Raw genomic sequence first — 20909 nt, 5'->3', positions numbered from 1 at the left:
CTGGCGTGCCTTGATGGGCACGCCCACACTTAGGTTACCGTCAGTCCAGCGCGCCCCACAGGCTCGCGGCCTGCACATAGCCGCGCCGGCCGTTCACCTCCATCGCGCACCAGCCATCGGAACAGCCAGAGAGACGCCCCACGACGCCCGGCGCCAGCCGGAACAGAAGGCGGGCGCTCTCGGAGGGGCCGTCGCGCATCTGGGCAATGCCATCCTTCACGATCGCGGTCGCTTCATCCTTGAGCAACCGCACATGCATCCAGCCCTGCGTGCCGTCCGGGTCCTCGATCTTGCGCCAATTGGTATAGACCTCGACCACCTTCACCGGCAGGTCGCGCTGGCGGTAGATCCAGCTCGCCGGATAGTCGGCGCTCGGCCCCACGCGCATCTTGGCCTCCCCCTTGGATAGCGAGGCCCAATAGGGTGTCGGGCGACCGGTTTGCGCCTGCGCGCCAGCAGCGCCCAAGGCCAGCGCCGCAAAAGCCATCAACAGCCCGCGCGCGTTCATGCCATCGATCTCCCGGAAAATGCCCACACCATAAGGTCCGCTTCTGCCACGGCCACCGCATGGCATCAACCGGAAGCAGCCTTGCGCGAATTGCCGCTTGCCTTTCCGCGCTCGCCTGAGCATTCCCGCCACATGTCCAGGCGTCCCCGGCCCGCTTCGCCCCGCGTGATCGTGACGCGGCGTCTGCCGCAAGCGGTGGAAGCCCGGCTGGGCGAACTGTTCGACGCCCGCTTCAATGTCGACGATCATCCCATGACCCGCGCCGAACTGCATGAAGCCATGCAGCAGTGCGACGTGCTGGTGCCCACCGTGACGGACGATCTCGATGCCGATCTGATCGCCGGCGCAGGCGATGCGCTGCAGCTGATCGCCAATTATGGCGCCGGCGTGAACCACATCGCCCTGCCCGCCGCCCGCGCGAAGAACATTATCGTCACCAACACGCCCGGCGTGCTGACCGAGGATACGGCGGACATGACCATGGCGCTCATCGTCTCGGTGCCGCGCCGTCTGGCCGAGGGCGAGAAGCTGGTGCGCTCGGGCGAGTGGACCGGCTGGAGCCCCAGCAACATGCTCGGCCATCGCATCGGCGGCAAGGCGCTCGGCATCGTCGGCATGGGCCGCATCGGCCGCGCCGTCGCCCGCCGCGCCCGCGCCTTTGGGCTCTCCATCCATTATCATAATCGCCACCGCCTGCCCGAGGTGGCGGAGCAGGAAGTGGATGCGATCTGGCACCCCGACCTCGACGAGATGCTGCACAGCATCGACATCCTGACGATCCACACGCCGCGCAATGCGCAGAGCGAGAACCTCATCAACCGGCGCCGCATCGGGCTATTGCGTCCCCATGTCTATCTCATCAACGCCTCGCGCGGCGGCATCGTGGATGAAGAGGCGCTGATCGAAGCGCTGGAAGCCGGGCAGCTTGCCGGCGCCGGCCTCGATGTGTGGGAGTTCGAGCCTCAGATCGACCCGCGCCTGCTCGCTCTGCCCAATGTGGTGATGACCCCGCATATGGGCTCGGCGACCTTCGAGGGCCGCATCGCCTCAGGCGAACGGGTGATCGCCAACATCCGCATGTGGGTCGGCGGCGACCGGCCGCCGGATCAGATACTGGAAGGTTGGGTTTGAGGACCGCATAGGCCTCACACGCTCGTCATCCCGGACTTGATCCGGGATCCCGCTTCTTCTTCGCTCACGATTACAAAGGCAGCAAGACCCCGGGATCAAGTCCGGGGTGACGAGACCTCGAGCGGCATTTGAACCGGATTAACCCGCCAGAGCCTTCGTCGCCTCGATCGCGCTGCGATAGGCTTCCTGCCGCGCTTCGCTCCAGTAAGCGAGTTCGCCGAGCGGGATTTCCACCCCGCTCACGGCGCAGATTACGAACCGGCCCGAGCGGACCACCTGATAATCCGCCGCGCGATATTTGAGGATGGCGAGGCCCGGCATGTCCGGCGTGCGCATCATGCTCATCAGTCCCCGGTGAGGATGCGGTCGACCAGTTGCTTCACGGTCGGCACGAACCCGTTGGAGTAGAAGGGGTCCTGCTTGAAGCGATAGGCGCCATGGCCGGCGAACAGCAGGTTCTTGTCGACATCGCCGCCATGCACTGCGTCCTGCAGGGTCTTCTGGATGCAGAAGCTGCGCGGATCGGCAAGGCGGCCAGTCGAATTATCGTCATGGTCCTTCCACGACGAGAAACCGCAATGCGAGAGGCAGCCCATGCAATCGGCCTGATCCTTGCGGATCACGGCGCGGTCCTCGTCGGTCACGAAGACCAGCGTGTTGTCGGGCGTCTTGAGCGCAGTCTCGTAGCCCTGCAGCACCCACTCGCGGGCGCGCAGCAGATCGTTGCGGGTCACCCAGTAATTGCGGCCTTTGATGCCGACATCGAGCTGATGGTTGTGGTCGCCCGCTTCCTCCATCGAGAAGGCAATCTGCCGCTCCGAGCGCGCCTCGAGATCGCGCAGGAAGGGATTGCGGATCGCGGAGGAATAGAAGCCGGTCGGCGAGAAGCGATGGAGGAGGATGTCGCCTTCCTCCAGCGTCATCAGCTTCTCCTTCCACGCCTGCGGAATGGGGCTTTCCTGCGTGAGCAGCGGACGGGTACCGAACTGGAAGGCAATCGCTCCCAGCTCCGGATTGTCGATCCAGTCGCTCCAGTCCCGCAGATACCAGACGCCACCGGCCATCACGATCGGCACTTCGTCGCTGATGCCGCCCTCGCGCATCGTGTCGCGCAGCGCCTTCACGCGGGGATAGGGATCTTCCGGCTTGGTCGGGTCTTCCGCATTGGAAAGGCCATTATGGCCACCGGCCAGCCACGGATCTTCATAGACAACCGCGCCCAGCCATTCCGCAGCCTTGTGATAGGCCCGCTTCCACAGCGCGCGGAAAGCGCGACCGGAGCTGACGATCGGCAGGTAGCTGACCTGATGCTGCGCAGCAATTTCGCTGAGCTTGTAGGGCATGCCGGCCCCGCAGGTCACGCCTGCGACCATGCCCTTGGTGCGCTCCAGCACGCCTTGCAGCACGGCCTGCGCGCCGCCCATTTCCCAGAGCACGTTGATGTTGATGGCGCCCTTGCCACCGGCCATCTCATAAGCGCGCTTCACCTGCTCCACACCACCTTCGATGGCGTAGGCGATCAGCTCTTCATGGCGCTGCTGGCGCGTGCGGCCATGGTAGATTTGTGGAATGACATTGCCGTCGGCATCATAGCTGTCCGCATTCACGGCCGACACGGTGCCGATGCCGCCAGCGGCAGCCCATGCCCCGGAGCTCATGTGATTGGAGACCGCAACGCCCTTGCCGCCTTCGATAACCGGCCACACCTCGCGACCGCCATAGACGATCGGCTTCAAGCCCTTGAACAAATGAAACTCCTCAGTGCCCCATCGGCCAGCTTCGCAAGCCAGCCACGAGCGCCTTTACCAGCATTTTCCTCAAACCAAGTGCTAAAATGCCACAAAACTCAAAATAACGCCAGTTCGTTACCGACCGCCTCACCATAGAGCCGGGCGTAGAGCTGGATCATCACGGCTTCATCGAAACAGCGCCTCGCTCTGTCGCGATTGGCTGCCCCGATAGTCCGACGCAGATCGGCATCCCCGGCCAGTTCTGCAAGGGCAGCCTGAAAATCATCGGTCGCATCGGGGGCCACGATGAAGGGCCGGTTGTCCGGCGCGACCATGCCGAGCGTATCGCCGACGTCGGTCGCGACCACCGGCAGGCCGGCCGCCATCGCCTCCATCAGGGCCGTGGGGAACTGCTCACTATCGGAGGACAATGCGAAAATATCGAAGGCGCCTACATAATCCTGGGGGCGCGGCAGGGCACCCGGCATCAGCAGATCGTGCATCCCTTGCCGCTGCGCCTCCGCCAGAATCGCCTCCCGCTCCTCCCCGTCACCGACGATGACCAGACGCAGCCGGTCGCGCAGCGGCGCCACCGCCCGGACGAGCCGGGGCAGGTTCTTGACCGCACGCAGATTGGCGACGGTGCCCACGATCAGCCGTCCGTCCGGTACCAGCCCGGGAATCGCAGCGACCGGCCGGATGCCTTCATAGGCGGCGACATCCAGCCCGTTGGGGATCTGGTGGACTTTCTCGGCGGGCTGCCGCCACTCCGCCTGAGCGATATGCGCCAGCTGCGCCGACGGGACGACGAGCGCCCGCGCGCCCTGCAAGGCGATCTGGCGGTAGCGGTTGCGAGCGGCCTGGCGGACGAACGCCTCGTCCACATCGAAGCCCTCTTCGTGGTGGATCAAAGTCGGCAGGCAGCGCAGCCGGCGGAAGAGACGGTGCGCCATGACGCCGTCGATCGCGCCCCAATTAAAGCTCAGGATGAGATCATAGCCGCGCATCGCCTTGGCCAGCGCGTTGAACCGGGCGAAGGTCGCGGGCCCCTCCAGCGCGGGCGAATCGAGAAAGCGCACCTTCAGCGCGGGGTCGAGCAAGGCTTGCGCCGCAGTGGCGCCCGGCTCGCCCAGTAGGATGTCGTGCTGCATCCGCCCGCCCCAATGATTCATCAGCCGGGCAAGGCGCGCTTCCTTTCCGCCCAGATCGAAGGTGCGGTGAATTTGCAGCACGCGCAGCGGCTCGCGGGAGAGATCGCGTCGGGCCGCCCGCCGCGTCATGGCTTCCCACTGATCCGGTCGAGCAGCCTGTCGAGCGCCGCCACAGCTTCTGGCTCTTCCAGCGTGGGTGCATGGCCCACGCGCGCCACCGTCACCAGATCGAGCTGCGGCAGGCGCGCTTGCATCGCCTGCGCCGTCTGGACGGTCAGCAGATCGCTGAGCGCGCCGCGCACCAAGGTGAGCGGGATGTCGCCGATCGCCTCGAACGCCGGCCACAGGTCGACGCCCGCCGCACCGCCAGGCGCCCGGAACGGCTCGGCGAGGCGCTGGTCATAATCCAGCACGATGCGCCCCTGGCTCGTCAGTCGATATAGCCGCTTGGCGATGCGCAGCCAGTCGGTCAGCTTGTAATCGGGGTAGATCACCCCCTGCACATCCGCCACCGCCCGCGCCGCGTGAACCCAGGTCGGCTGCGCGCTACCGGTACCCACCCCTTGCCGGATGCGCTCCAGCCCTTCCTCGGCAATCTCCGGCCCGATATCGTTGAGCAGCGCGCCCGCAAGGCTCCCGCGCCGGGTCGCCGCGATCAGCATCAGCATGATCCCGCCGAGCGACGTACCGACTCCCACGAAGCGCGGCAGGGCCAGCTCATCGATCAGCTTGAGCAGATCCTGCAGATAGATCAGCGGCACATAGCTCATCGGGTCCTTGGCGTAAGCGCTCTCGCCGCGTCCGCGCAGTTCCACCACGATAACGCGCCACTCGCCGGCCAGCCGCTCCGCCACCGGCTCGAAGTCACGGACGTTGCGCGTCAGGCCTGGCAGGCACAGGATCGGCGGCCGATCCTCCCGGCCCGGATAGTCCCGGTAATGCAGCCGTAAATTATCCTGCGACCACCAATATTTGTCTTCATAGCCCGACAAGCTTGATCCTTTCCCGGGGCGCCCCCCATATCAGAGCATGGACGCAGCGCTTAAGACAGACATATTTCATCCGGAACGCGCAATAGCTTCAATTGCGGATTTTCTGGCCGACCCCGTGCAGCCGGCGGATTTCCCGCAGACGATCCTGCGCTTCCGCAATGATCGCGCGGCCAGCACGGTGGGGCTGGCGGCGCTCGACGATGCGCAATGGATCAGCCATTTCGGCCGCTTCACGCCTCTGCCCGGCGCGCAGCCGGAGCCACTGGCGCTGCGCTATCACGGCCACCAATTCCGCACCTACAATCCCGATCTTGGCGATGGACGCGGATTTCTGTTCGCCCAAATGCGCGAGGCTGCGCCCCCCGGCGGCCGGCTGCTGGATCTGGGCACCAAAGGCTCAGGCCGCACCCCGTGGAGCCGCACCGCGGACGGCCGCCTAACCCTCAAGGGCGGCGTGCGCGAAATCCTCGCGACCGAAATGCTGGAGGCGCTGGGCGTCACCACGTCGCGCACCTTCTCGATCATCGAGACCGGTGAACCGCTGGTGCGCGGGGACGAGCCCTCGCCCACCCGCTCGGCGGTGATGGTGCGGCTCAGCCACGGCCACATTCGCATCGGTAGCTTCCAGCGGCTCGCCTATCTCGGCCAGCGCGAGGAGAGCGCACGGCTGATCGACTATTGCCTGCGCCATCTGCTGGCGCTGGAGCCCGGCGCGGTGCCCGCGCTCACGCTGCTGAAGGCGGTCGTCGCGCGGACGGCCGATCTCGCCGCGAGCTATATGGTCGCCGGCTTCGTCCATGGCGTGTTGAACAGCGACAACATCGCAATCACCGGCGAGAGCTTCGATTACGGGCCGTGGCGCTTCACCCCGCGCTGGGAGCCGGGCTTTACCGCCGCCTATTTCGACCAGACCGGCCTTTATGCCTTCGCCCGCCAGGCCGAGGCGATCCACTGGGATGTCGCGCAACTAGCGCAGTCGCTGGTGGAGCATGCCGAGACAGAGGCGCTGATCGAGGTGCTTCGGCGCTTCCCGGCCATTTATGAAAGTCGCCTGATCGAGCGGTTCCTCTGGCGGCTGGGCCTGACCGCGCCGGAAGCGGAAACGGCACGCGCCTTCGTAGTCTCCGCTGTCGAGGCGCTGCGCGGCAGCGATGTGCTCATCGACCGCTTCTTCTTCGATTGGCGACGTGGCGACCATGCCGAATCGCGTTATTCGGGCGCAGCGTGGGACGAGGTCCGGACCGCGCGCGAGCCCCTCACCCTACGGCCCGGCGCTGGTGACCATCCCTATTGGCACGGCGATGCGCCCTGCTCGATGCATATCGAGGAAGTCGAGGCGCTCTGGACGCCAATCGCCGAGAGCGATGACTGGAGCCCGCTTTACGCCAAGATCGAGGCGATCCGCGCCATGGGGGCGGCGCACGGCCCGGTGCCGGGCCAGCCGCTCGCCTCGCGCAGCGCATAAGCCGGTGCGCGCCCCGCAGCGCGCGTCGTAAATCCGCTGGAAACTAATTGCGCCGCATAGCCGCTGCATGTTGCACGCCCCGCTTCATGCCACCGAGGCTCCGCACGAGCCTTCCGTCCTCGAATCGCTCGATCCGGCGACGGGCGCGGCCGTCTGGCAAGGAAAGGAGACCGACCCCGCCGCGCAGATCGCGCTGGTGGCGCACCACTGGACCGCATGGGCAGGCCTCTCCTCCGCTGTCCGCATCGAGACCATGCGCCGCTTCGCCAACGGCGTGCGCGCCAGTGAGGAGGCCTTCGCGACCCTGATCTCGCGCGAAACCGGGCGGCCGCTCTGGTGTACACGGCAAGAAGTGATCAGCCTGTTCGAGCGCGTCGAGAAGGCCGTACAGGCCTATTCCGAACGCACGGGCCAGCGGCAGAGCGAAGGCGCGATGGGCGCCCGCACCGCGCTGCGCCACAAGCCGCATGGCGTGCTCGCCATCATTACGCCGCATTGCCTGCCCGCACGCATCCCGGTCGATCATATCGTGCCGGCGCTGCTGGCCGGTAATGGCGTGCTCTTCAAGCCCTCCGAGAAAGTGCCCGCCACCGGCGAAATGCTGGTGCGCCTGCTGCATGAGGCCGGTGTGCCGTACGATCAGGTGCAATGCGTGATTGGTGGCCCGGCGATCGGCGAAGCGCTGGCCGCCGCGCCGGACGTTCACGGCGTGCTCTTCACCGGATCAACCCGCACCGGCCGCGCCATCAACCGCGCCTGCGCCGACCAGCCCGGCAAGCTGCTGGCCCTGGAAATGAGCGGCAACAATCCGATCATCGCTTGGGACACGCCGGACATCGCCAGCGCCGCCGCGCTCATCGTCCAGTCCGCCTTCGACATGAGCGGGCAGCATTGCCTGTCCGCCCGCCGCCTCATCGTGCGCGATACCCTCGCCGAGCCGCTGCTCGTTGCGGTGAAAGCGCTGACGGACCGCCTGATCGTCGGCCCGCCGACCGCCGATCGGCTCCCCTTCATGGGGCCGGTGATCGACATGGACGCCGCCGACGGCCTCACCGAGAGCTTCCTCTATCTGATGAGCCATGGCGGCAAGCCGATCCGGCACATGCAGCGCCCGGTCGAAGGCCTGCCCTTCGTCACGCCCGGCATCATCGACGTGACGGCCATGGCACCGCGCAGCGACGTGGAACTGTTCGGCCCCATTCTGCAGGTCATATGCGTCACCAGCTTCGACGCGGCGATCATCGAAGCCAACAGCACCCGCCACGGCCTGTCCGCGACGCTGATCGGCGGTGGCCCCGAACATTATGATCGCTTCTGGGCCAACAGCCGCGCCGGCATCGTCAACTGGAACCGACCCACCTATGCGCTCGCGCCCAATGCACCGGTCGGCGGTATAGGCCTGTCAGGCAATCACCGCCCCGGCGGCCATTATATGGCCGACCATTGCGCTTACCCCGTCGCTTCATCCGAAATGCCCCAGCCCCGCGCGACAATCGGCGTAGGTCTGCGCGCGATTGTGGCGGATCGGTGAAGTGAAGGCTCTCTGATAATTGGCCTGCATAGTTGCGGAAAGCAGCCTTTGCCTCCCTTTGAAGAGGACGGGAGACGTCTCCGCCAAATCAGAACGCCCGGACATCCTGCTGGCGGGCAGCTTCCAACCGTTCAGATACAGCGTGTGAATGGCAAGCATGATACGGCGAACCCTCCGCGCCAACCTTCACCGTTCGTGCTGAGTAGGATCTGAGTAGCGCCGCAGGCGCGTAACGAAGAGCCGTATCGAAGCACTGCAGCCCGAGGGCAAGTCCTTCGATACGCCGCTTCGACAAGCTCAGCAGCTACTCAGGACGAACGTGGCGCGATCCGCGATGGCGTGCTGTCCGGACGACCAGCTTCAACTATCCCAAAGGACAGAGCCACACCCTCACGCCGCCAGCGGCTGCTCGTCCCGCCGCAGCGTCAGCACCTCTACGCCGGTCGCCGTTACGGCAACCGTATGCTCGAACTGCGCGGAAAGCTTGCGGTCCTTCGTCACCACCGTCCAGCCGTCGCCCTTGGTCATCACGCCGCGCGTGCCCTGGTTGACCATCGGTTCGATGGTGAACACCATGCCCTCGCGCAGTGTGAGGCCAGTGCCCGGACGGCCGAAGTTCATCACCTGCGGGTCCTCGTGCATCTCGCGCCCGATGCCATGGCCGCAATATTCCCGCACGACCGAGTAGCCTTGCTTCTTGGCGTGGCGCTCGATGGCAAAGCCGATGTCGCCGAGGCGCGCGCCGGGGCGCACCTGGCGGATGCCCTGCCACATCGCTTGCTGGGCAACACGCACAAGCCGGCGCGCGGCGGGCGAGACCGTGCCGACGAGATAGGTCTTGCTGCTGTCGGCAATGAAGCCGTTCTTCTCCAGCGTGATATCGAGATTGATGATGTCGCCATCCGCAATGATCCGGTCGGCATCCGGCACGCCATGGCAGACGACCTCGTTGATCGAACAATTGAGCACATAGGCAAAGCCATATTGCCCCTTGCTCGCTGGACGTGCCGCCAGATCATCGACGATGAAGCGCTCGACCAGATCGTTGACCGCCATGGTGGAGCGGCCGACAAGATCCTCGCCGTCCAGCATCTCGAAGACCGATGCGAGCAAGCGGCCGGAGATGCGCATGAGGGCGAGTTCGTCCGGCGTCTTGACCATCTCAGGCGGCCTGCGCGGTGGCGAGGTCCTGCCGGTCCTTTTCCATCTTCACGATCTCGTTGAACGACAATGTGGGATGGGCCTCGGCGAGCATCCCGATCTTCATCCAGAACTCGGCCTGAGCATTGATGGAGCGGCACATGACGGCGCTGGTGCGGCGCGCTTCCTCATGCAACCCATCCTCGATCTTGACCAAACCCATGAACCGCTCCGCATATAGACAATATGCGGACCATATATGGTTCATATCGTCATACGTCAAACGATACGGTTCAGCTGGTGAGTCCCGCCAGCGTGGCCAGGCCCAGGAAAGAGAGGAAGCCCATCGAATCGGTGACCGTCGTCACGAAAATCGAGGAGGCGACCGCAGGATCGACGTTGAACCGCTCGAACAGGATGGGCACGGCGACTCCCGCAAAGCCGGCCGTAACGATATTCAGCACCATCGCGGAGCCGATGACTCCGCCCAGCAAGGGGTCCTGGAAGAACAGCCCGACCCCGATGCCGAGCACCACCGCGACCGTCGCCCCGTTCAGCACGGCCACGCGCAATTCGCGCATGATCATGCGCCAGGTGTTGGAGGCGGTGATCTGGTTGGTGGCAAGGGCGCGGACGGTGACCGCCATGGTCTGGCTGCCGGCATTGCCACCCACGCTGGCGACGATGGGCATCAGCACCGCCAGCACAACCATCTTCGCGATTGCATCCTCAAAGGCAGCGATGATGGCGGTGGCGAACAACGCGGTGATGAGATTGGCGAGCAGCCAGCGCACGCGCGCCTTGTAGCTCTCCCGCACCGGCTCGTTGATGTCGCCTTCACCGGCGCCCGACAGGCGGAGAATGTCTTCGCCGGCTTCTTCCTGGATGATGTGGACCACGTCATCCACGGTAATCATGCCGACCAGCCGCCCGCCCGGATCGACCACCGCTGCCGAGATCAGCGCATATTTCTGGAAGCGCAGCGCGACCTCTTCCTGATCCATGTCGACTGGGATCAGCGTCTGCTCGCGCTTCATCACATCGCTCATGGCGATTTCGCGCGGGCAGCGCAGCACCCAGGAGAGCTGGCAGGAGCCGATGGGCCGATGGGCCGCGTCGACGACGAAGATTTCCCAGAAATCCGATGTCAGGTCGCGGGTATCGCGCAAAAAGTCGATGGTCTGGCCGACGGTCCAATGCTCAGGCACCGCGACCAGATCGCGCTGCATGAGTCGGCCTGCGGATTCCTCGGGATAGCCCAACGCGCTCTCGATGGCGGCGCGGTCTTCCGGCTCCATCGCATCGAGGACGGTCTGCTGGTCCTCCTCGTTGAGATCCTCGATGATCGCGACGGCATCGTCGGTATCCAGTTCGCCGGCCAGTTCCGCGAGTTGCTCAAGCTCGAGCGCCTCGACGACGGTATCGCGCACATAATCGTTCAGCTCGGACAGCACTTCCGCGCCGACCAGCGAGCCCAGCGCATGAACCAGCCCGGCCCGGCGATCCTCGGGCGTCAGCTCGAGAAGATCGGCGATGTCGGCGGGGTGCAGCGTCTCGACCAACGCCTGCGCTGCATCGTCCTTGCCCTCCTCGACGGCGGACAGAACGGCAGAGACGAACTCCGGCCGAAGACGATCGTCCTCGTCCAGATTGGTATCGACGAGCGCGTCTTCCTCCTCGGGAGGGATCGCGCCGGGCTGCGATGCGGCCTCGGTCTCGCTCATGCGGCGCCTCCCTTTCCGGCTGCGGCCGCCACTGGCCACGCCTGCTCTCGATAATCGCTCCTTTTGCCCATGCCCGGGGCAAATGCAACGTCATGCAGCCTTCCCTTGACGAAAGCAGTCACTATAGAGGCGGCTCCATTCCCCCGCCCGCTTCCGCTCCGCATTGCGACCCGAGGCCGGTAGAGACAAGGAGACTGCCCCCATGGCCGACCAGACCCTTACCCTGACGCTCGACACCGGCGACGTCGTGATCCAGTTGCGCCCCGATCTGGCCCCCAAGCATGTCGAGCGCATCAGCGCGCTTGCCAAGGACGGCTTCTATGACGGCGTCGTGTTCCACCGCGTGATCCCCGGCTTCATGGCGCAGGGCGGCGACCCGACCGGCACCGGCATGGGCGGCTCGAAGCTTCCCGATCTGCCCGCCGAGTTCAACAGCGAGCCGCATGTGCGCGGCGTGTGCTCTATGGCACGCAGCTCCAACCCGAACAGCGCCAACAGCCAGTTCTTCATCTGCTTCGACGATGCGACGTTCCTCGATCGTCAATATACCGTCTGGGGCGTTGTGACCGAAGGCATGGAGCATGTCGACGCGCTGCCCAAGGGCGAGCCGCCGGCAAAACCGGGCAAGATCGTGAAGGCTACGGTGAGTGAAGCCTAAGGCAAGATTGCCTGCGCGATTGTAATACTATTGCGAAGTCTTCAAGTAAAACTGAACGCCAAGTGAATGGCCCTGTTGTGTAGCACATGTGCAACAGCGGGGCCTTTCCACAATTGCTCCACAATTCATTCGGGAACGGTTCATCTGGCTGAGCCATTTTACGGACAGTGATCGACGCAGGTCGGTCGCGAAACGAGGACCTAAACAGTCCTGTTCTGTTAATAGAAGGTTCAGTGTTATGAAAGCTTTTCCCCTCACCCTCGCCGTTGCTCTGGCAGCGGGTCTCTCGGCCCCGGCTCTGGCACAGGACGCGCAGGGCCTGCAGCCCTATGTCGGCGTGATGGGCGGCCTGCATGACTTCGACAACCAGCAGCCCGCAGGTGGACCGCCGAGCGGCTATCGCGGCTGGGTCGCTGAAGGCGTGGCCGGTCTGAACTACGACCTCGGCCCCGTCGTGGTCGGTGCCGAAGGTAGCGTCGCCAAGGGCTTCGACAAGGACATCGACTGGGAATATGGCGCCGCAGGCCGTCTGGGCCTCAAGGCCGGTAAGGACAGCATGTTCTTCGCCAAGGTCGGTTATCAGTGGACCCAGTTCAATGACAAGACCGTGCCGCTGGCTGACACCGATCGCCACTATCACGGCGTGACTTATGGCGGTGGCGTCGAGCTTTCGCTGGCCGACATGGGCAGCACGGCCGAGACCAGCAACATCCGCCTGCGTGCGCAGGTCGACACGCGCGGTAACTTCAACAGCTTCCGCCCGATGGTCGGTGTTGTTGCCAAGTTCTGATGACGGATCGATGCGCCCCGCTGGCTAGGAGCGGGTCGCATGAAAAAGAAGCGGCCGGGAGTTTCCTCCCGGCCGTTTTTTTTAATGGCTTACCCTCCCGTTCTCCCTGAGCTTGTCGAAGGGCGAACGGATGAGTAAGAGGGGGCGGCAACGCCTGCCCCCAGCCGTTCCTTAGCCGCTGTTGCGTAACGCCGTCGCAATGGCGTTGATCGAGAGTTCAATGCCTTCGCGAATGCGCGGATCGGTCTCCCCGGCGCGGTGGCGCTTGAGCAGTTCCACCTGCAGCAGATTGAGCGGCTCGATATAGGGCAGCCGCAAGCGGATGGAGGCGTCCAGCGCCGGGCTGTCCGCCAGCAGATGGGTCTGCCCGGTGGCAGCGAGCAGTTGGTCATGCGCCAGATGCCAGCCCTCGCGGATGCGCTCGAAGATCGGATCGCCCACCGCGCGGTCCGAGACCAGCGGCAGATATTTGGCGGCGATCTCCAGATCCGACTTGGCGAGCACCATTTCCATATTCGCCATGCTCGCGCGGAAGAAGGGCCAGGCCTGCGCCATGTCCTTGAGTAGCGCGTCGTCCCCGAAATCCCGCAGCGCTTGCCCGACGCCATACCAGCCCGGCAGCATCACGCGGGCCTGGGCCCAGGAGAAGACCCATGGGATCGCGCGCAAATCCTCAATGCGATTGCTCTTGGTGCGGCTGGCCGGACGCGAGCCGATCTTGAGGCCGCTGATCTCCTGAATGGGGGTCAGCTCGCGGAAGAACTCACGGAAGCCCTTGGTCTCGTACACCAGCCCGCGATAGGCTTCAAAGGCGAGACCGGAAATGCGCGTCATCGCCTTAGTGAAGCGCTCGTTGTCAGCAGGGGAGAGCCGCTCGGGCTCCAGACTGGCCAGCAGGGCCGCGCTGGTGACGGCCTCAAGATTGGTGCGCGCGCTCTCCAGCGTGCCATATTTGGCGGCGATGACCTCGCCCTGTTCGGTGATGCGGATGCGACCCTGCACGGTGCCGGGCGGCTGCGCCTGAATGGCCGCGAAGGACGAGCCGCCGCCGCGCCCGACCGCGCCGCCGCGCCCATGGAAGAGCTGCATCGCAACCCCGGCTTCCTCGAACACCGGTGTCAGCGCAAGGCTGGCTTCGTACAGGCCCCAGGTCGAGGTGAGATAGCCACCATCCTTGTTGGAATCGGAATAGCCGATCATCACTTCCTGATGGCCCCGCGCCCGGACCAGCGCGCCGATCTCCGGCAGGGCGAAATAATCGCGCATGATGCCTGGCGCCTTTTCGAGGTCCGCGATCGTCTCGAACAAGGGCACGGCCATGATCGGGGCATGCGGCGCGCCCTCGCCCTGCGCCGCGCGCCACAGGCCGGCTTCCTTGAGGAGGATGTTCACCTCCAGCATGTCCGAGACGCTCTCCGCCTTGGAGATGAGGTAATGGCGAATGCAGGCCGCACCATAGCGGCGATGCGCCTCTGCGGCGGCCTCGACGATGCGGAGTTCGGTCGCGGTTTCCTCGCTCCAGTCGGCAAAGCGGGAGCCCAGCGGGCGGTTGGTGGCCAACTCGCGGCGCAGCAGGGCGACGCGCGCCTCTTCATCGAGCGCGAGATAATCCGGCTCCACGCCGGCGACCTTGAGCAATTCCGCGACGACGCGCTCATGCACCGCGCTGTTCTGGCGCATATCCAGCGTGGCGAGGTGGAAGCCGAACAGCTCGACCGCCCGGATCAGCCGGGCGAGGCCGCCGCCGCTGCCGAGCGCGCCATTGCCTTCGACGGCGAGGCCGCGCCCAAGCGTCGCGAGATCGGCGCGCAGTTCGCCCGCATCGGCATAGGGCTCGCCCGCGAGGCGAGAGGGGCGCGGCGGCGGGGTGCCGATGAGCTGTTCATAGGTCGCGGCGACGCGCGCGTAGATACCCGCCACCGCCCGGCGATAGGGCTCGTCGCGCCGGCTGGCAGCCTCGTCACCACTGGCGGCCGCAAGATCGCGCACGCCGGCTGGAATAGCCGCAAGTTCGCTGGAGATGGAGAGCTGCGCGCCCAGCTCGTGCAACGCATCCATGTAGAAGCGCAGGGTCGATCCGCTCGCCCGGCCCAGGGCCGTGCGCAACTGCTCGGCCTGCACGAAGGGATTGCCGTCCCGGTCCCCACCGATCCAAGTGCCGAGCCGCAGGAAATTGGGAACGCGCTGACCCAGCACCCGGTCCCAGCGGGCGTAAAGGCTCGGCAGCACCGGCATGAAGATGTCGCGAAAATAGGAGAGCGCATTGTCGATCTCGTCGCGCACGAACAGCCGCTCGCGGCGCAGCGGGCGCGTTTGCCAAAGCAGCGCGATCTGGCGGCTGATCGCCTCGTCAATCGGCTCGCCATGATCGGTCTCGCTCGCGCCGGTATCGCGCAGGGCCATGAGATCGGAGATCACGTTGCGATGGTCGATCATCGACTTGCGGCGCACTTCCGTCGGGTGCGCGGTCAGCACCGGCACCACCAGCGCCGTCTCCAGCAGCTTGACGATATCGGAGGGGCTGACGCCATGCTCGCTCAGCTTGGCGGTGGCACTGGCAACGTCCGCGCCCGGTTCGGCGGCGACGCCTTGGCGGTCCTCGGCGAGATTGGCGAGCATGGAGAACAGCATGAAGCCGCGCACGAAGGCGAGCGTATCGTCCAGCGTTAGCGCATCCAGACCACTGTCCACGCCCTCGGCCGGGGCGACGCCGCGCGCCCGGTCGACGGAGGCAGACCGGATATATTCAGTCTGTTTGAACAGGCGCTCGCCGCCGTAGACGCGAATGACATCCCCGAGCAGGCGCCCGAGATAGCGAATGTCAGGATTTTGGGTGATGGCGGGGCGCATGGGTGACATGCACACCATGCTGCATTGCAGCGATCAACGGGTCAAGAACGGATTGAGCTGGCGCGCCGCGAGTTCACCCGCCCCATCAGCCGGTCAGGCATGCTCCAGCGTGCACTGGAGCGGATGCTGGTTCTGGCGGGCGTAATCCATCACCTGATTGACCTTGGTTTCGGCCACTTCATAGCTGAACACACCGCACACGCCGACACCGCGCTGGTGGACGTGGAGCATCACGCGGGTCGCCTGCTCGATGTCCATGCGGAAGAAGCGCTGCAGCACATCGACGACGAATTCCATGGGCGTATAGTCGTCGTTGAGCATCAACACCTTGTAAGGCGTGGGCTTGCGGGTGCGTGCGCGGGTACGGGTGGCAACGCCAAGACCGGGATCGCCCGGCCCTTCCTCATCGGGCCGCCCAGCCATGAGCGGCTGATTCATGATCGCGCTTCTGTCTTGCATGGCCCAAAAATAGGGCATCGCCCCCCTTGGTTGCAAGGGCACAGAGACGGACTGCCCAAAAAAGCAAAGGCGGCCCGCCGGAGCGAGCCGCCTTTGCTGAATCGGATCGGCCCGATCAGGCTGCGATCGACTTCACCTTTTCCGTCACAACCGACACGCGGTTGCTGATCGGCTGGGAAATGTCGCTCACCAGCTTGAGCATCTTTTCGCTGTTCTTGGCAGCCTCGGACGCGAAGCTGTCCATCGTCTGGCTGAGCAGTTCGCTCTGGAGCTGGAAGAACTCGGCCGGCGACTTGATGGAGGCAAAGCTCTTCATCGTAGCGCTCGACTTCTCGAAGGACTTGCGGCCGAATTCGGCGGCGTCCTGGCCCAGCGTTTCCATGCCCTTGGCAGCGATCTTGGAGGATTCGACCATCGCCTCGAGATTGCCGCGCGTCAGTTCGCCCAGCTCTTCGAAAGCCCTGCCAGACTTCTCCATGGCCGCCTTGGTCTTCTCGTTCATTTCAGTGAAGGCACTCTGCATACGGGTCTTGGCCTCCTCGGCATAGGTTTTCGCGGTGTCCATCATATCGGTCATGGTCGGTTCGCCTTTCGCTGCGGCGGATTTCCCGGTGTCGGGAAGGGGGAATGCATCCGCCAATTCTGGGTTCGAGACAGGTGAGAGGGGCGCCGGACTGGCATCAACGGCTTCAGCCTTGGGGGCAGCGCTGACGGGCCATTCGACCGGCGGTTTCACGGCCGGTTTCTCCACAATCGCCGCAGTCGCAGGTGCTGCTTCAGGAGCCGCCGCGGCGACAGGCTTGCGCGCTACCGGAACCTTAGGCGTCGCCGGCGCCTTGACCGGCATCGGAGCGGCCGCCGCGACCTTCTCACCCGTGGGCTTGGCCACAGGCTTGGAAACGTCGTTCTTGGCCGGGCCCCGTGCAACGGACGTCGCGGGCCGGGGACCGGCTTTGGACGAACGGGACTTGCGCGGGGTTGCCAACAGACTCACTCCTCGAACTTTGCTGCGATGCAACATAAGCGAATCGGATCGAATCCGCAAGTAAAATGATGCAGTGCAACAAAACTGTCTTACAGGCGGTGAATCAACGCAAAAGCGCCGGTCAACGCTGCGTGACGTAGCGTCCGGGCGCATCCTCGATCGCGGGAAGTTTGCCTTCTCCCGGCATCCGCGCGCCGCTGGCACTGACCGTCTCTGGCGACAGCTCTGCCAGCCACGCCCGCCAATCCGGCCACCAGCTTCCCTTCGTTTCCTGCGCGGCAGCGCGGAACGCGGCAAAGTCCGGCTGCGGCGCGGCGCTGGTCCAATATTGATATTTGCCTGCTCCGGGTGGATTGACCACACCGGCGATGTGCCCCGAGCCCGCCAGCACGAACCGCCGGGGCCCGGAGAACTGATCCATCAGCTTCCATACGCTGCAGGGCGGCGCGATATGATCCTCGACGCCGGCCTGAATGTAAGAGGGCGTCTCGACCTTGCGCAGGTCGATATGGATGCCCTCGACCTCAAGGCCGCCCGGCACGACCAGCCGGTTATCGCGATATAATTGGGTGAGATAGGCCCGGTGCCATTTCGCCGGCAGATTGGCGGTATCGCCGTTCCAGTAGAGCAGATCGAACTGCGGATAATCCTTCCCCAGCAGATAGTTGTTAACCACATAATTCCAGATCAAATCTTGCCCGCGCAGCAGGTTGAACGTCGCAGCGAGATAGCGTCCATCCAGATAACCGTCCTTCACGAAGCCATCGATCAGCGCCAGTTGCTCGTCGTCGACGAAAAGAGCGAGATCGCCGGCCTCGGAGAAATCGACCTGGGTGGTGAAGAAGGTCGCACTGGCGACCTTGTCGCTCTCCCCTCGCGCGGCCAACCATGCGAGTGTCGCGGCCAGGAAGGTTCCGGCCACGCAATAGCCGATGGTATGGACGCTCGGCACATCGAGCAGATCGCGCACCACGTCGATCGCGTCCACCTGCCCCTTGAGCATGTAATCGCCCAAGTCGAAATCGGCCATGCTGGCATCGGCAGATTTCCAGCTGACCATGAACACGGTCAGCCCCTGATCCACCGCCCATTTGACGAAGCTCTTCTCCGGATTGAGGTCCAGAATGTAGAAGCGGTTGATCCACGGCGGGAAGATCAGCAGCGGGGTCTTCATCACCTGCGGCGTGGTCGGCTCATATTGGATGAGCTGGTAGAGCGGTGTCTCATAGACCACTTTGCCCGGCGTGGTGGCGATGTTGCGCCCCAGCTGGAAAGCGGACCCGTCCGTATGGGTGAGCTGACCGCGATCGAGGTCGGCGAGCATATGCTCCAGCCCGGTCAGCAGGCTCTCGCCCTTGGTGTCGATCAGCCGCTGGAGCGCGGCGGGGTTGGTGAACAGGAAGTTCGCAGGGCTGGCCGCCTCGACAAACCGCTCGGTCACGAAGCGCAGCTTCTCCTTATCCCGCACATCGAGACCATCGACGCTGTCGGCCAGTTGCATGAAATAATCGGAGGCCAGCAGGTACATCTGGCGAATGAGGTCAAACACCGGATTGTCGTGCCAGCTCGGATCGGCAAAGCGCCGATCGCGACTGGCAGGCGCAGGTTTCGCGTCGCCATCAGGTCCTGCGCCGATGCCGTCCATCGCTCGCGCCAGCACCTGCTGCCACACCGCCATGCTGCGTTCCGCCGCCTGCGACTGGATGCGCGCAATCTTCTCCAGATTGGGCCGCGCCTCATGCCCGGGAAAGCGCGTCGCCTGCTCCGCCAGCTCGGCGCTGCGCTCCAGTATCGCCTGCTGGGCAAGCCCCACCACTCGCGTCCAGTGCTGCAGCTGAGCAAGGCCGGTCGCGTCTTTCAGGTCCTGATCCATGGGAGATGCCTCGCTCGATTGTCCGGACGATCTGTTTTCCAGACTCGCCGCCCGTTGTTTTGGTGGCACGACTGGCTGGCTCAAGCTATATGCAGCATTGGCCGGTCCTTACCACTTGCAGTGTGACACAGCCATTTCAACCCAAATGGAGATCGACATCCCAATGTCCGACGAATTCTACCGCATCAAGCGACTGCCGCCTTATGTCATCGCCGAAGTGAATGCGATGCGGGCAGCGGCGCGCGCGGCGGGCGAGGACATTATCGATCTCGGCATGGGCAATCCCGATCTGCCGCCGCCCGATCATGTGATCGCGAAGCTGGTCGAAGTGGCGCAAAAGCCGGATGCCCATGGCTATTCGCAGTCCAAGGGCATTCCCGGTCTGCGCCGCGCGCAGGCGAATTATTATGCCCGCCGCTTCGGCGTGGAGGTGGACCCGGAGACCGAAGTCGTGGTGACGATGGGCTCCAAGGAAGGGCTTGCCAGCCTCGCCACGGCGATCACCGCGCCCGGCGACGTCGTGCTCGCGCCCAATCCGAGCTACCCGATCCACACCTTCGGCTTCATCATTGCCGGCGCGACCATCCGCTCGGTGCCGACGACGCCGGACGAAAATTATTTCCGCGCGCTGGAGCGGGCGATGCACTTCACCGTGCCGCGCCCGAGCATCCTCGTCGTCAACTATCCCGGCAACCCGACCGCGGAGACGGTGGACCTCGCTTTCTATGAGCGACTGGTCGCCTGGGCGAAGGAAAACCAGGTCTGGATTCTCTCCGACCTTGCCTATTCCGAGCTGTATTTTGACGGCAACCCGACCCCTTCGATCCTGCAGGTGCCGGGCGCCAAGGACATCGCGATCGAGTTCACGTCCATGTCCAAGACCTATTCCATGGCCGGCTGGCGCATGGGCTTTGCGGTTGGCAACCAGAAGCTGATCGCGGCGATGACGCGGGTGAAGTCCTATCTCGATTACGGCGCCTTCACGCCCATTCAGGCCGCGGCCTGCGCGGCGCTGAATGGCCCTCAGGATATCGTCGAGAAGAACCGCCAGCTCTACCAGAAGCGCCGCGACGTGATGGTGGAGAGCTTCGCGCGGGCGGGCTGGGACATTCCGTCCCCGCGCGCATCCATGTTCGCCTGGGCGCCCCTGCCGCCGGCGCTCAAGGAGATGGGCAGCCTGGAATTCTCCAAGCAGCTCCTCACCCATGCCAAGGTCGCGGTCGCACCGGGCGTCGGCTATGGCGAGGATGGCGAGGGCTATGTGCGCATCGCCATGGTCGAGAATGAGCAGCGCCTGCGCCAGGCAGCGCGGAACGTGAAGAAATATCTGCAGTCCATGGGCGTCAATACACCGGTGACCAAAGGCGCGGCCTGATGCCTGTGCCGGTGCTGGAAGCGCCCGAGGTCAGCCTCGTCGCGCACACGATCCAGTTGGCGGTGGCGCCGGTGTTCCTGCTCGCAGGCATCGGCGGCTTCCTCAACGTCTGCGCCAGCCGCCTCGCCCGCGTCATCGACCGGGCGCGGGCGGTGGAAGCGCAGGTGATGCGCACGACGGGCGCCGAACATGACCGGCTGATCGACGAGATCCGCATTCTCGATCGGCGCATCACGGTGGTCAATGCGGCAATCTTTCTCTCAGTCCTCGCCGCGCTGACGATCAGCGCGGTGGTCATCCTGCTGTTCGCCTCCAACCTCATCGAGGTGAATCTGGGCACGGTCATTTCGCTGCTGTTCGTGGGGTCGATGACCTCCATCGCAGCCGCATTCGCGATCTTTCTCTACGAGACCCGGCTGGGCTCGCGCGTGACGCACATCCGCAATGAGGTGCTGTATCACAAGGTGGAGAGTGAGCAGCTGAGCGAAGGGCCACGCCCAAGCAAGCCGGCTATTCCCGCGCCCGAGGTCAGGCAGTCGCACTAAGC

The 20909-nt window shown here is 64.7% G+C and carries 19 protein-coding genes; 7 read left to right on the top strand and 12 right to left on the bottom strand.

Features of this window, described 5'->3' with window-relative positions; all coding sequences use genetic code 11:
* Nucleotides 1–40: 40 nt before the first annotated feature.
* Nucleotides 41–508 (bottom strand): SH3 domain-containing protein, encoded by a 468-nt coding sequence (locus tag M2343_RS16450; protein ID WP_413716033.1) that lies wholly within the window; start codon nt 506–508, stop codon nt 41–43.
* A 132-nt stretch (nt 509–640) separates the two neighbouring features.
* Here M2343_RS16450 and M2343_RS16445 point away from each other — a divergent pair, with 132 nt between their 5' ends.
* Entirely contained in the window at nt 641–1639 is a 999-nt protein-coding gene (locus M2343_RS16445; protein ID WP_264575076.1) for a 2-hydroxyacid dehydrogenase, read from the top strand.
* Nucleotides 1640–1777: 138 nt separating this feature from the next.
* On the opposite strand, the gene M2343_RS16440 is transcribed toward M2343_RS16445, so the two are convergent.
* From M2343_RS16440 to M2343_RS16425, 4 genes are all read right to left on the bottom strand, one after another.
* Nucleotides 1778–1984: a DUF2093 domain-containing protein gene (locus M2343_RS16440; protein ID WP_264571193.1), complete on the bottom strand. Its 207-nt coding sequence runs from the start codon at nt 1982–1984 to the stop codon at nt 1778–1780.
* Nucleotides 1984–3387, bottom strand: coding sequence for an NAD(P)H-dependent flavin oxidoreductase (locus M2343_RS16435; protein WP_264575075.1), 1404 nt, complete (start codon nt 3385–3387; stop codon nt 1984–1986). Before M2343_RS16435 ends, M2343_RS16440 begins: the two co-directional genes overlap by 1 nt.
* A 98-nt stretch (nt 3388–3485) precedes the next feature.
* Nucleotides 3486–4649, bottom strand: coding sequence for a glycosyltransferase family 4 protein (locus tag M2343_RS16430; RefSeq protein WP_264575074.1), 1164 nt, complete (start codon nt 4647–4649; stop codon nt 3486–3488).
* Nucleotides 4646–5512 carry an alpha/beta fold hydrolase gene (locus M2343_RS16425; protein ID WP_264575073.1) on the bottom strand — a complete coding sequence of 289 codons (867 nt, stop codon included), beginning with the start codon at nt 5510–5512 and terminating at the stop codon, nt 4646–4648. The genes M2343_RS16430 and M2343_RS16425 overlap by 4 nt, the downstream gene beginning before the upstream one ends.
* Nucleotides 5513–5549: 37 nt before the next feature.
* Here M2343_RS16425 and M2343_RS16420 point away from each other — a divergent pair, with 37 nt between their 5' ends.
* Together M2343_RS16420 and M2343_RS16415 are read left to right on the top strand one after the other, a co-directional pair.
* Nucleotides 5550–6977 (top strand): protein adenylyltransferase SelO family protein, encoded by a 1428-nt coding sequence (locus tag M2343_RS16420; RefSeq protein ID WP_264575072.1) that lies wholly within the window; start codon nt 5550–5552, stop codon nt 6975–6977.
* Between the two features lie 67 nt (nt 6978–7044).
* On the top strand, nt 7045–8508 hold the full coding sequence (locus tag M2343_RS16415; RefSeq protein ID WP_264575071.1) for a succinylglutamate-semialdehyde dehydrogenase: 1464 nt from the start codon (nt 7045–7047) through the stop codon (nt 8506–8508).
* Nucleotides 8509–8898: 390 nt separating this feature from the next.
* Here M2343_RS16415 and map read toward each other — a convergent pair whose 3' ends face one another.
* From map to mgtE, 3 genes are all read right to left on the bottom strand, one after another.
* A complete protein-coding gene (gene map, locus M2343_RS16410; RefSeq protein ID WP_264575070.1) occupies nt 8899–9669 on the bottom strand; it encodes a type I methionyl aminopeptidase in 771 nt (256 codons plus the stop codon).
* A 1-nt stretch (nt 9670) separates the two neighbouring features.
* Entirely contained in the window at nt 9671–9871 is a 201-nt protein-coding gene (locus tag M2343_RS16405; RefSeq protein WP_181560517.1) for a ParD-like family protein, read from the bottom strand.
* Nucleotides 9872–9941: 70 nt separating this feature from the next.
* On the bottom strand, nt 9942–11372 hold the full coding sequence (mgtE, locus tag M2343_RS16400; RefSeq protein WP_181560518.1) for a magnesium transporter: 1431 nt from the start codon (nt 11370–11372) through the stop codon (nt 9942–9944).
* Between the two features lie 202 nt (nt 11373–11574).
* On the opposite strand from mgtE, the gene M2343_RS16395 reads away from it, so the two are divergent.
* Complete coding sequence (locus tag M2343_RS16395; protein WP_181560519.1) at nt 11575–12030, top strand: peptidylprolyl isomerase; 456 nt, start codon at nt 11575–11577, stop codon at nt 12028–12030.
* Between the two features lie 238 nt (nt 12031–12268).
* Nucleotides 12269–12820, top strand: a complete 552-nt coding sequence (locus tag M2343_RS16390) for an outer membrane beta-barrel protein (RefSeq protein WP_181560520.1) — start codon at nt 12269–12271, stop codon at nt 12818–12820.
* Nucleotides 12821–12991: 171 nt separating this feature from the next.
* Here M2343_RS16390 and ppc read toward each other — a convergent pair whose 3' ends face one another.
* From ppc to M2343_RS16370, 4 genes are all read right to left on the bottom strand, one after another.
* Complete coding sequence (ppc, locus tag M2343_RS16385) at nt 12992–15679, bottom strand: phosphoenolpyruvate carboxylase (RefSeq protein WP_413716032.1); 2688 nt, start codon at nt 15677–15679, stop codon at nt 12992–12994.
* Nucleotides 15680–15763: 84 nt separating this feature from the next.
* The gene (gene clpS, locus M2343_RS16380) at nt 15764–16108 is read right to left on the bottom strand and encodes an ATP-dependent Clp protease adapter ClpS (protein ID WP_264571201.1); all 345 of its coding nucleotides are present in this window, start codon (nt 16106–16108) and stop codon (nt 15764–15766) included.
* 136 nt (nt 16109–16244) lie between these two features.
* Nucleotides 16245–17150: a phasin family protein gene (locus tag M2343_RS16375; protein WP_264577450.1), complete on the bottom strand. Its 906-nt coding sequence runs from the start codon at nt 17148–17150 to the stop codon at nt 16245–16247.
* An 85-nt stretch (nt 17151–17235) separates the two neighbouring features.
* Nucleotides 17236–18987: a PHA/PHB synthase family protein gene (locus M2343_RS16370; protein ID WP_264577449.1), complete on the bottom strand. Its 1752-nt coding sequence runs from the start codon at nt 18985–18987 to the stop codon at nt 17236–17238.
* 163 nt (nt 18988–19150) lie between these two features.
* Between M2343_RS16370 and M2343_RS16365 the strand changes: the two genes are divergently transcribed.
* A complete protein-coding gene (locus M2343_RS16365; RefSeq protein ID WP_264577448.1) occupies nt 19151–20362 on the top strand; it encodes an LL-diaminopimelate aminotransferase in 1212 nt (403 codons plus the stop codon).
* Nucleotides 20362–20907, top strand: a complete 546-nt coding sequence (locus M2343_RS16360) for a DUF2721 domain-containing protein (protein WP_181560524.1) — start codon at nt 20362–20364, stop codon at nt 20905–20907. Before M2343_RS16365 ends, M2343_RS16360 begins: the two co-directional genes overlap by 1 nt.
* The last annotated feature ends 2 nt before the right edge of the window (nt 20908–20909 follow it).

The sequence above is a fragment of the Sphingobium sp. B8D3B genome, from assembly GCF_025961875.1.
Lineage (GTDB): Bacteria > Pseudomonadota > Alphaproteobacteria > Sphingomonadales > Sphingomonadaceae > Sphingobium.
Note: the sequence above shows the minus strand (reverse complement) of the source record. Positions and strands in the feature narration are given on the sequence as shown.

What these genes read in the sequence shown, in the direction of transcription:
- M2343_RS16390 (WP_181560520.1), top strand. Translation starts at nt 12,269, where the DNA reads ATGAAAGCTTTTCCCCTCACCCTCGCCGTTGCTCTGGCAGCGGGTCTC.
- M2343_RS16365 (WP_264577448.1), top strand. Translation starts at nt 19,151, where the DNA reads ATGTCCGACGAATTCTACCGCATCAAGCGACTGCCGCCTTATGTCATC.
- M2343_RS16370 (WP_264577449.1), bottom strand. Translation starts at nt 18,987, where the DNA reads ATGGATCAGGACCTGAAAGACGCGACCGGCCTTGCTCAGCTGCAGCAC.
- M2343_RS16405 (WP_181560517.1), bottom strand. Translation starts at nt 9,871, where the DNA reads ATGGGTTTGGTCAAGATCGAGGATGGGTTGCATGAGGAAGCGCGCCGC.
- M2343_RS16430 (WP_264575074.1), bottom strand. Translation starts at nt 4,649, where the DNA reads ATGACGCGGCGGGCGGCCCGACGCGATCTCTCCCGCGAGCCGCTGCGC.
- clpS (WP_264571201.1), bottom strand. Translation starts at nt 16,108, where the DNA reads ATGAATCAGCCGCTCATGGCTGGGCGGCCCGATGAGGAAGGGCCGGGC.
- M2343_RS16415 (WP_264575071.1), top strand. Translation starts at nt 7,045, where the DNA reads ATGTTGCACGCCCCGCTTCATGCCACCGAGGCTCCGCACGAGCCTTCC.
- M2343_RS16445 (WP_264575076.1), top strand. Translation starts at nt 641, where the DNA reads ATGTCCAGGCGTCCCCGGCCCGCTTCGCCCCGCGTGATCGTGACGCGG.
- M2343_RS16395 (WP_181560519.1), top strand. Translation starts at nt 11,575, where the DNA reads ATGGCCGACCAGACCCTTACCCTGACGCTCGACACCGGCGACGTCGTG.
- mgtE (WP_181560518.1), bottom strand. Translation starts at nt 11,372, where the DNA reads ATGAGCGAGACCGAGGCCGCATCGCAGCCCGGCGCGATCCCTCCCGAG.
- M2343_RS16450 (WP_413716033.1), bottom strand. Translation starts at nt 508, where the DNA reads ATGAACGCGCGCGGGCTGTTGATGGCTTTTGCGGCGCTGGCCTTGGGC.
- map (WP_264575070.1), bottom strand. Translation starts at nt 9,669, where the DNA reads ATGGTCAAGACGCCGGACGAACTCGCCCTCATGCGCATCTCCGGCCGC.
- M2343_RS16360 (WP_181560524.1), top strand. Translation starts at nt 20,362, where the DNA reads ATGCCTGTGCCGGTGCTGGAAGCGCCCGAGGTCAGCCTCGTCGCGCAC.
- M2343_RS16440 (WP_264571193.1), bottom strand. Translation starts at nt 1,984, where the DNA reads ATGAGCATGATGCGCACGCCGGACATGCCGGGCCTCGCCATCCTCAAA.
- ppc (WP_413716032.1), bottom strand. Translation starts at nt 15,679, where the DNA reads ATGTCACCCATGCGCCCCGCCATCACCCAAAATCCTGACATTCGCTAT.
- M2343_RS16375 (WP_264577450.1), bottom strand. Translation starts at nt 17,150, where the DNA reads ATGTTGCATCGCAGCAAAGTTCGAGGAGTGAGTCTGTTGGCAACCCCG.
- M2343_RS16420 (WP_264575072.1), top strand. Translation starts at nt 5,550, where the DNA reads ATGGACGCAGCGCTTAAGACAGACATATTTCATCCGGAACGCGCAATA.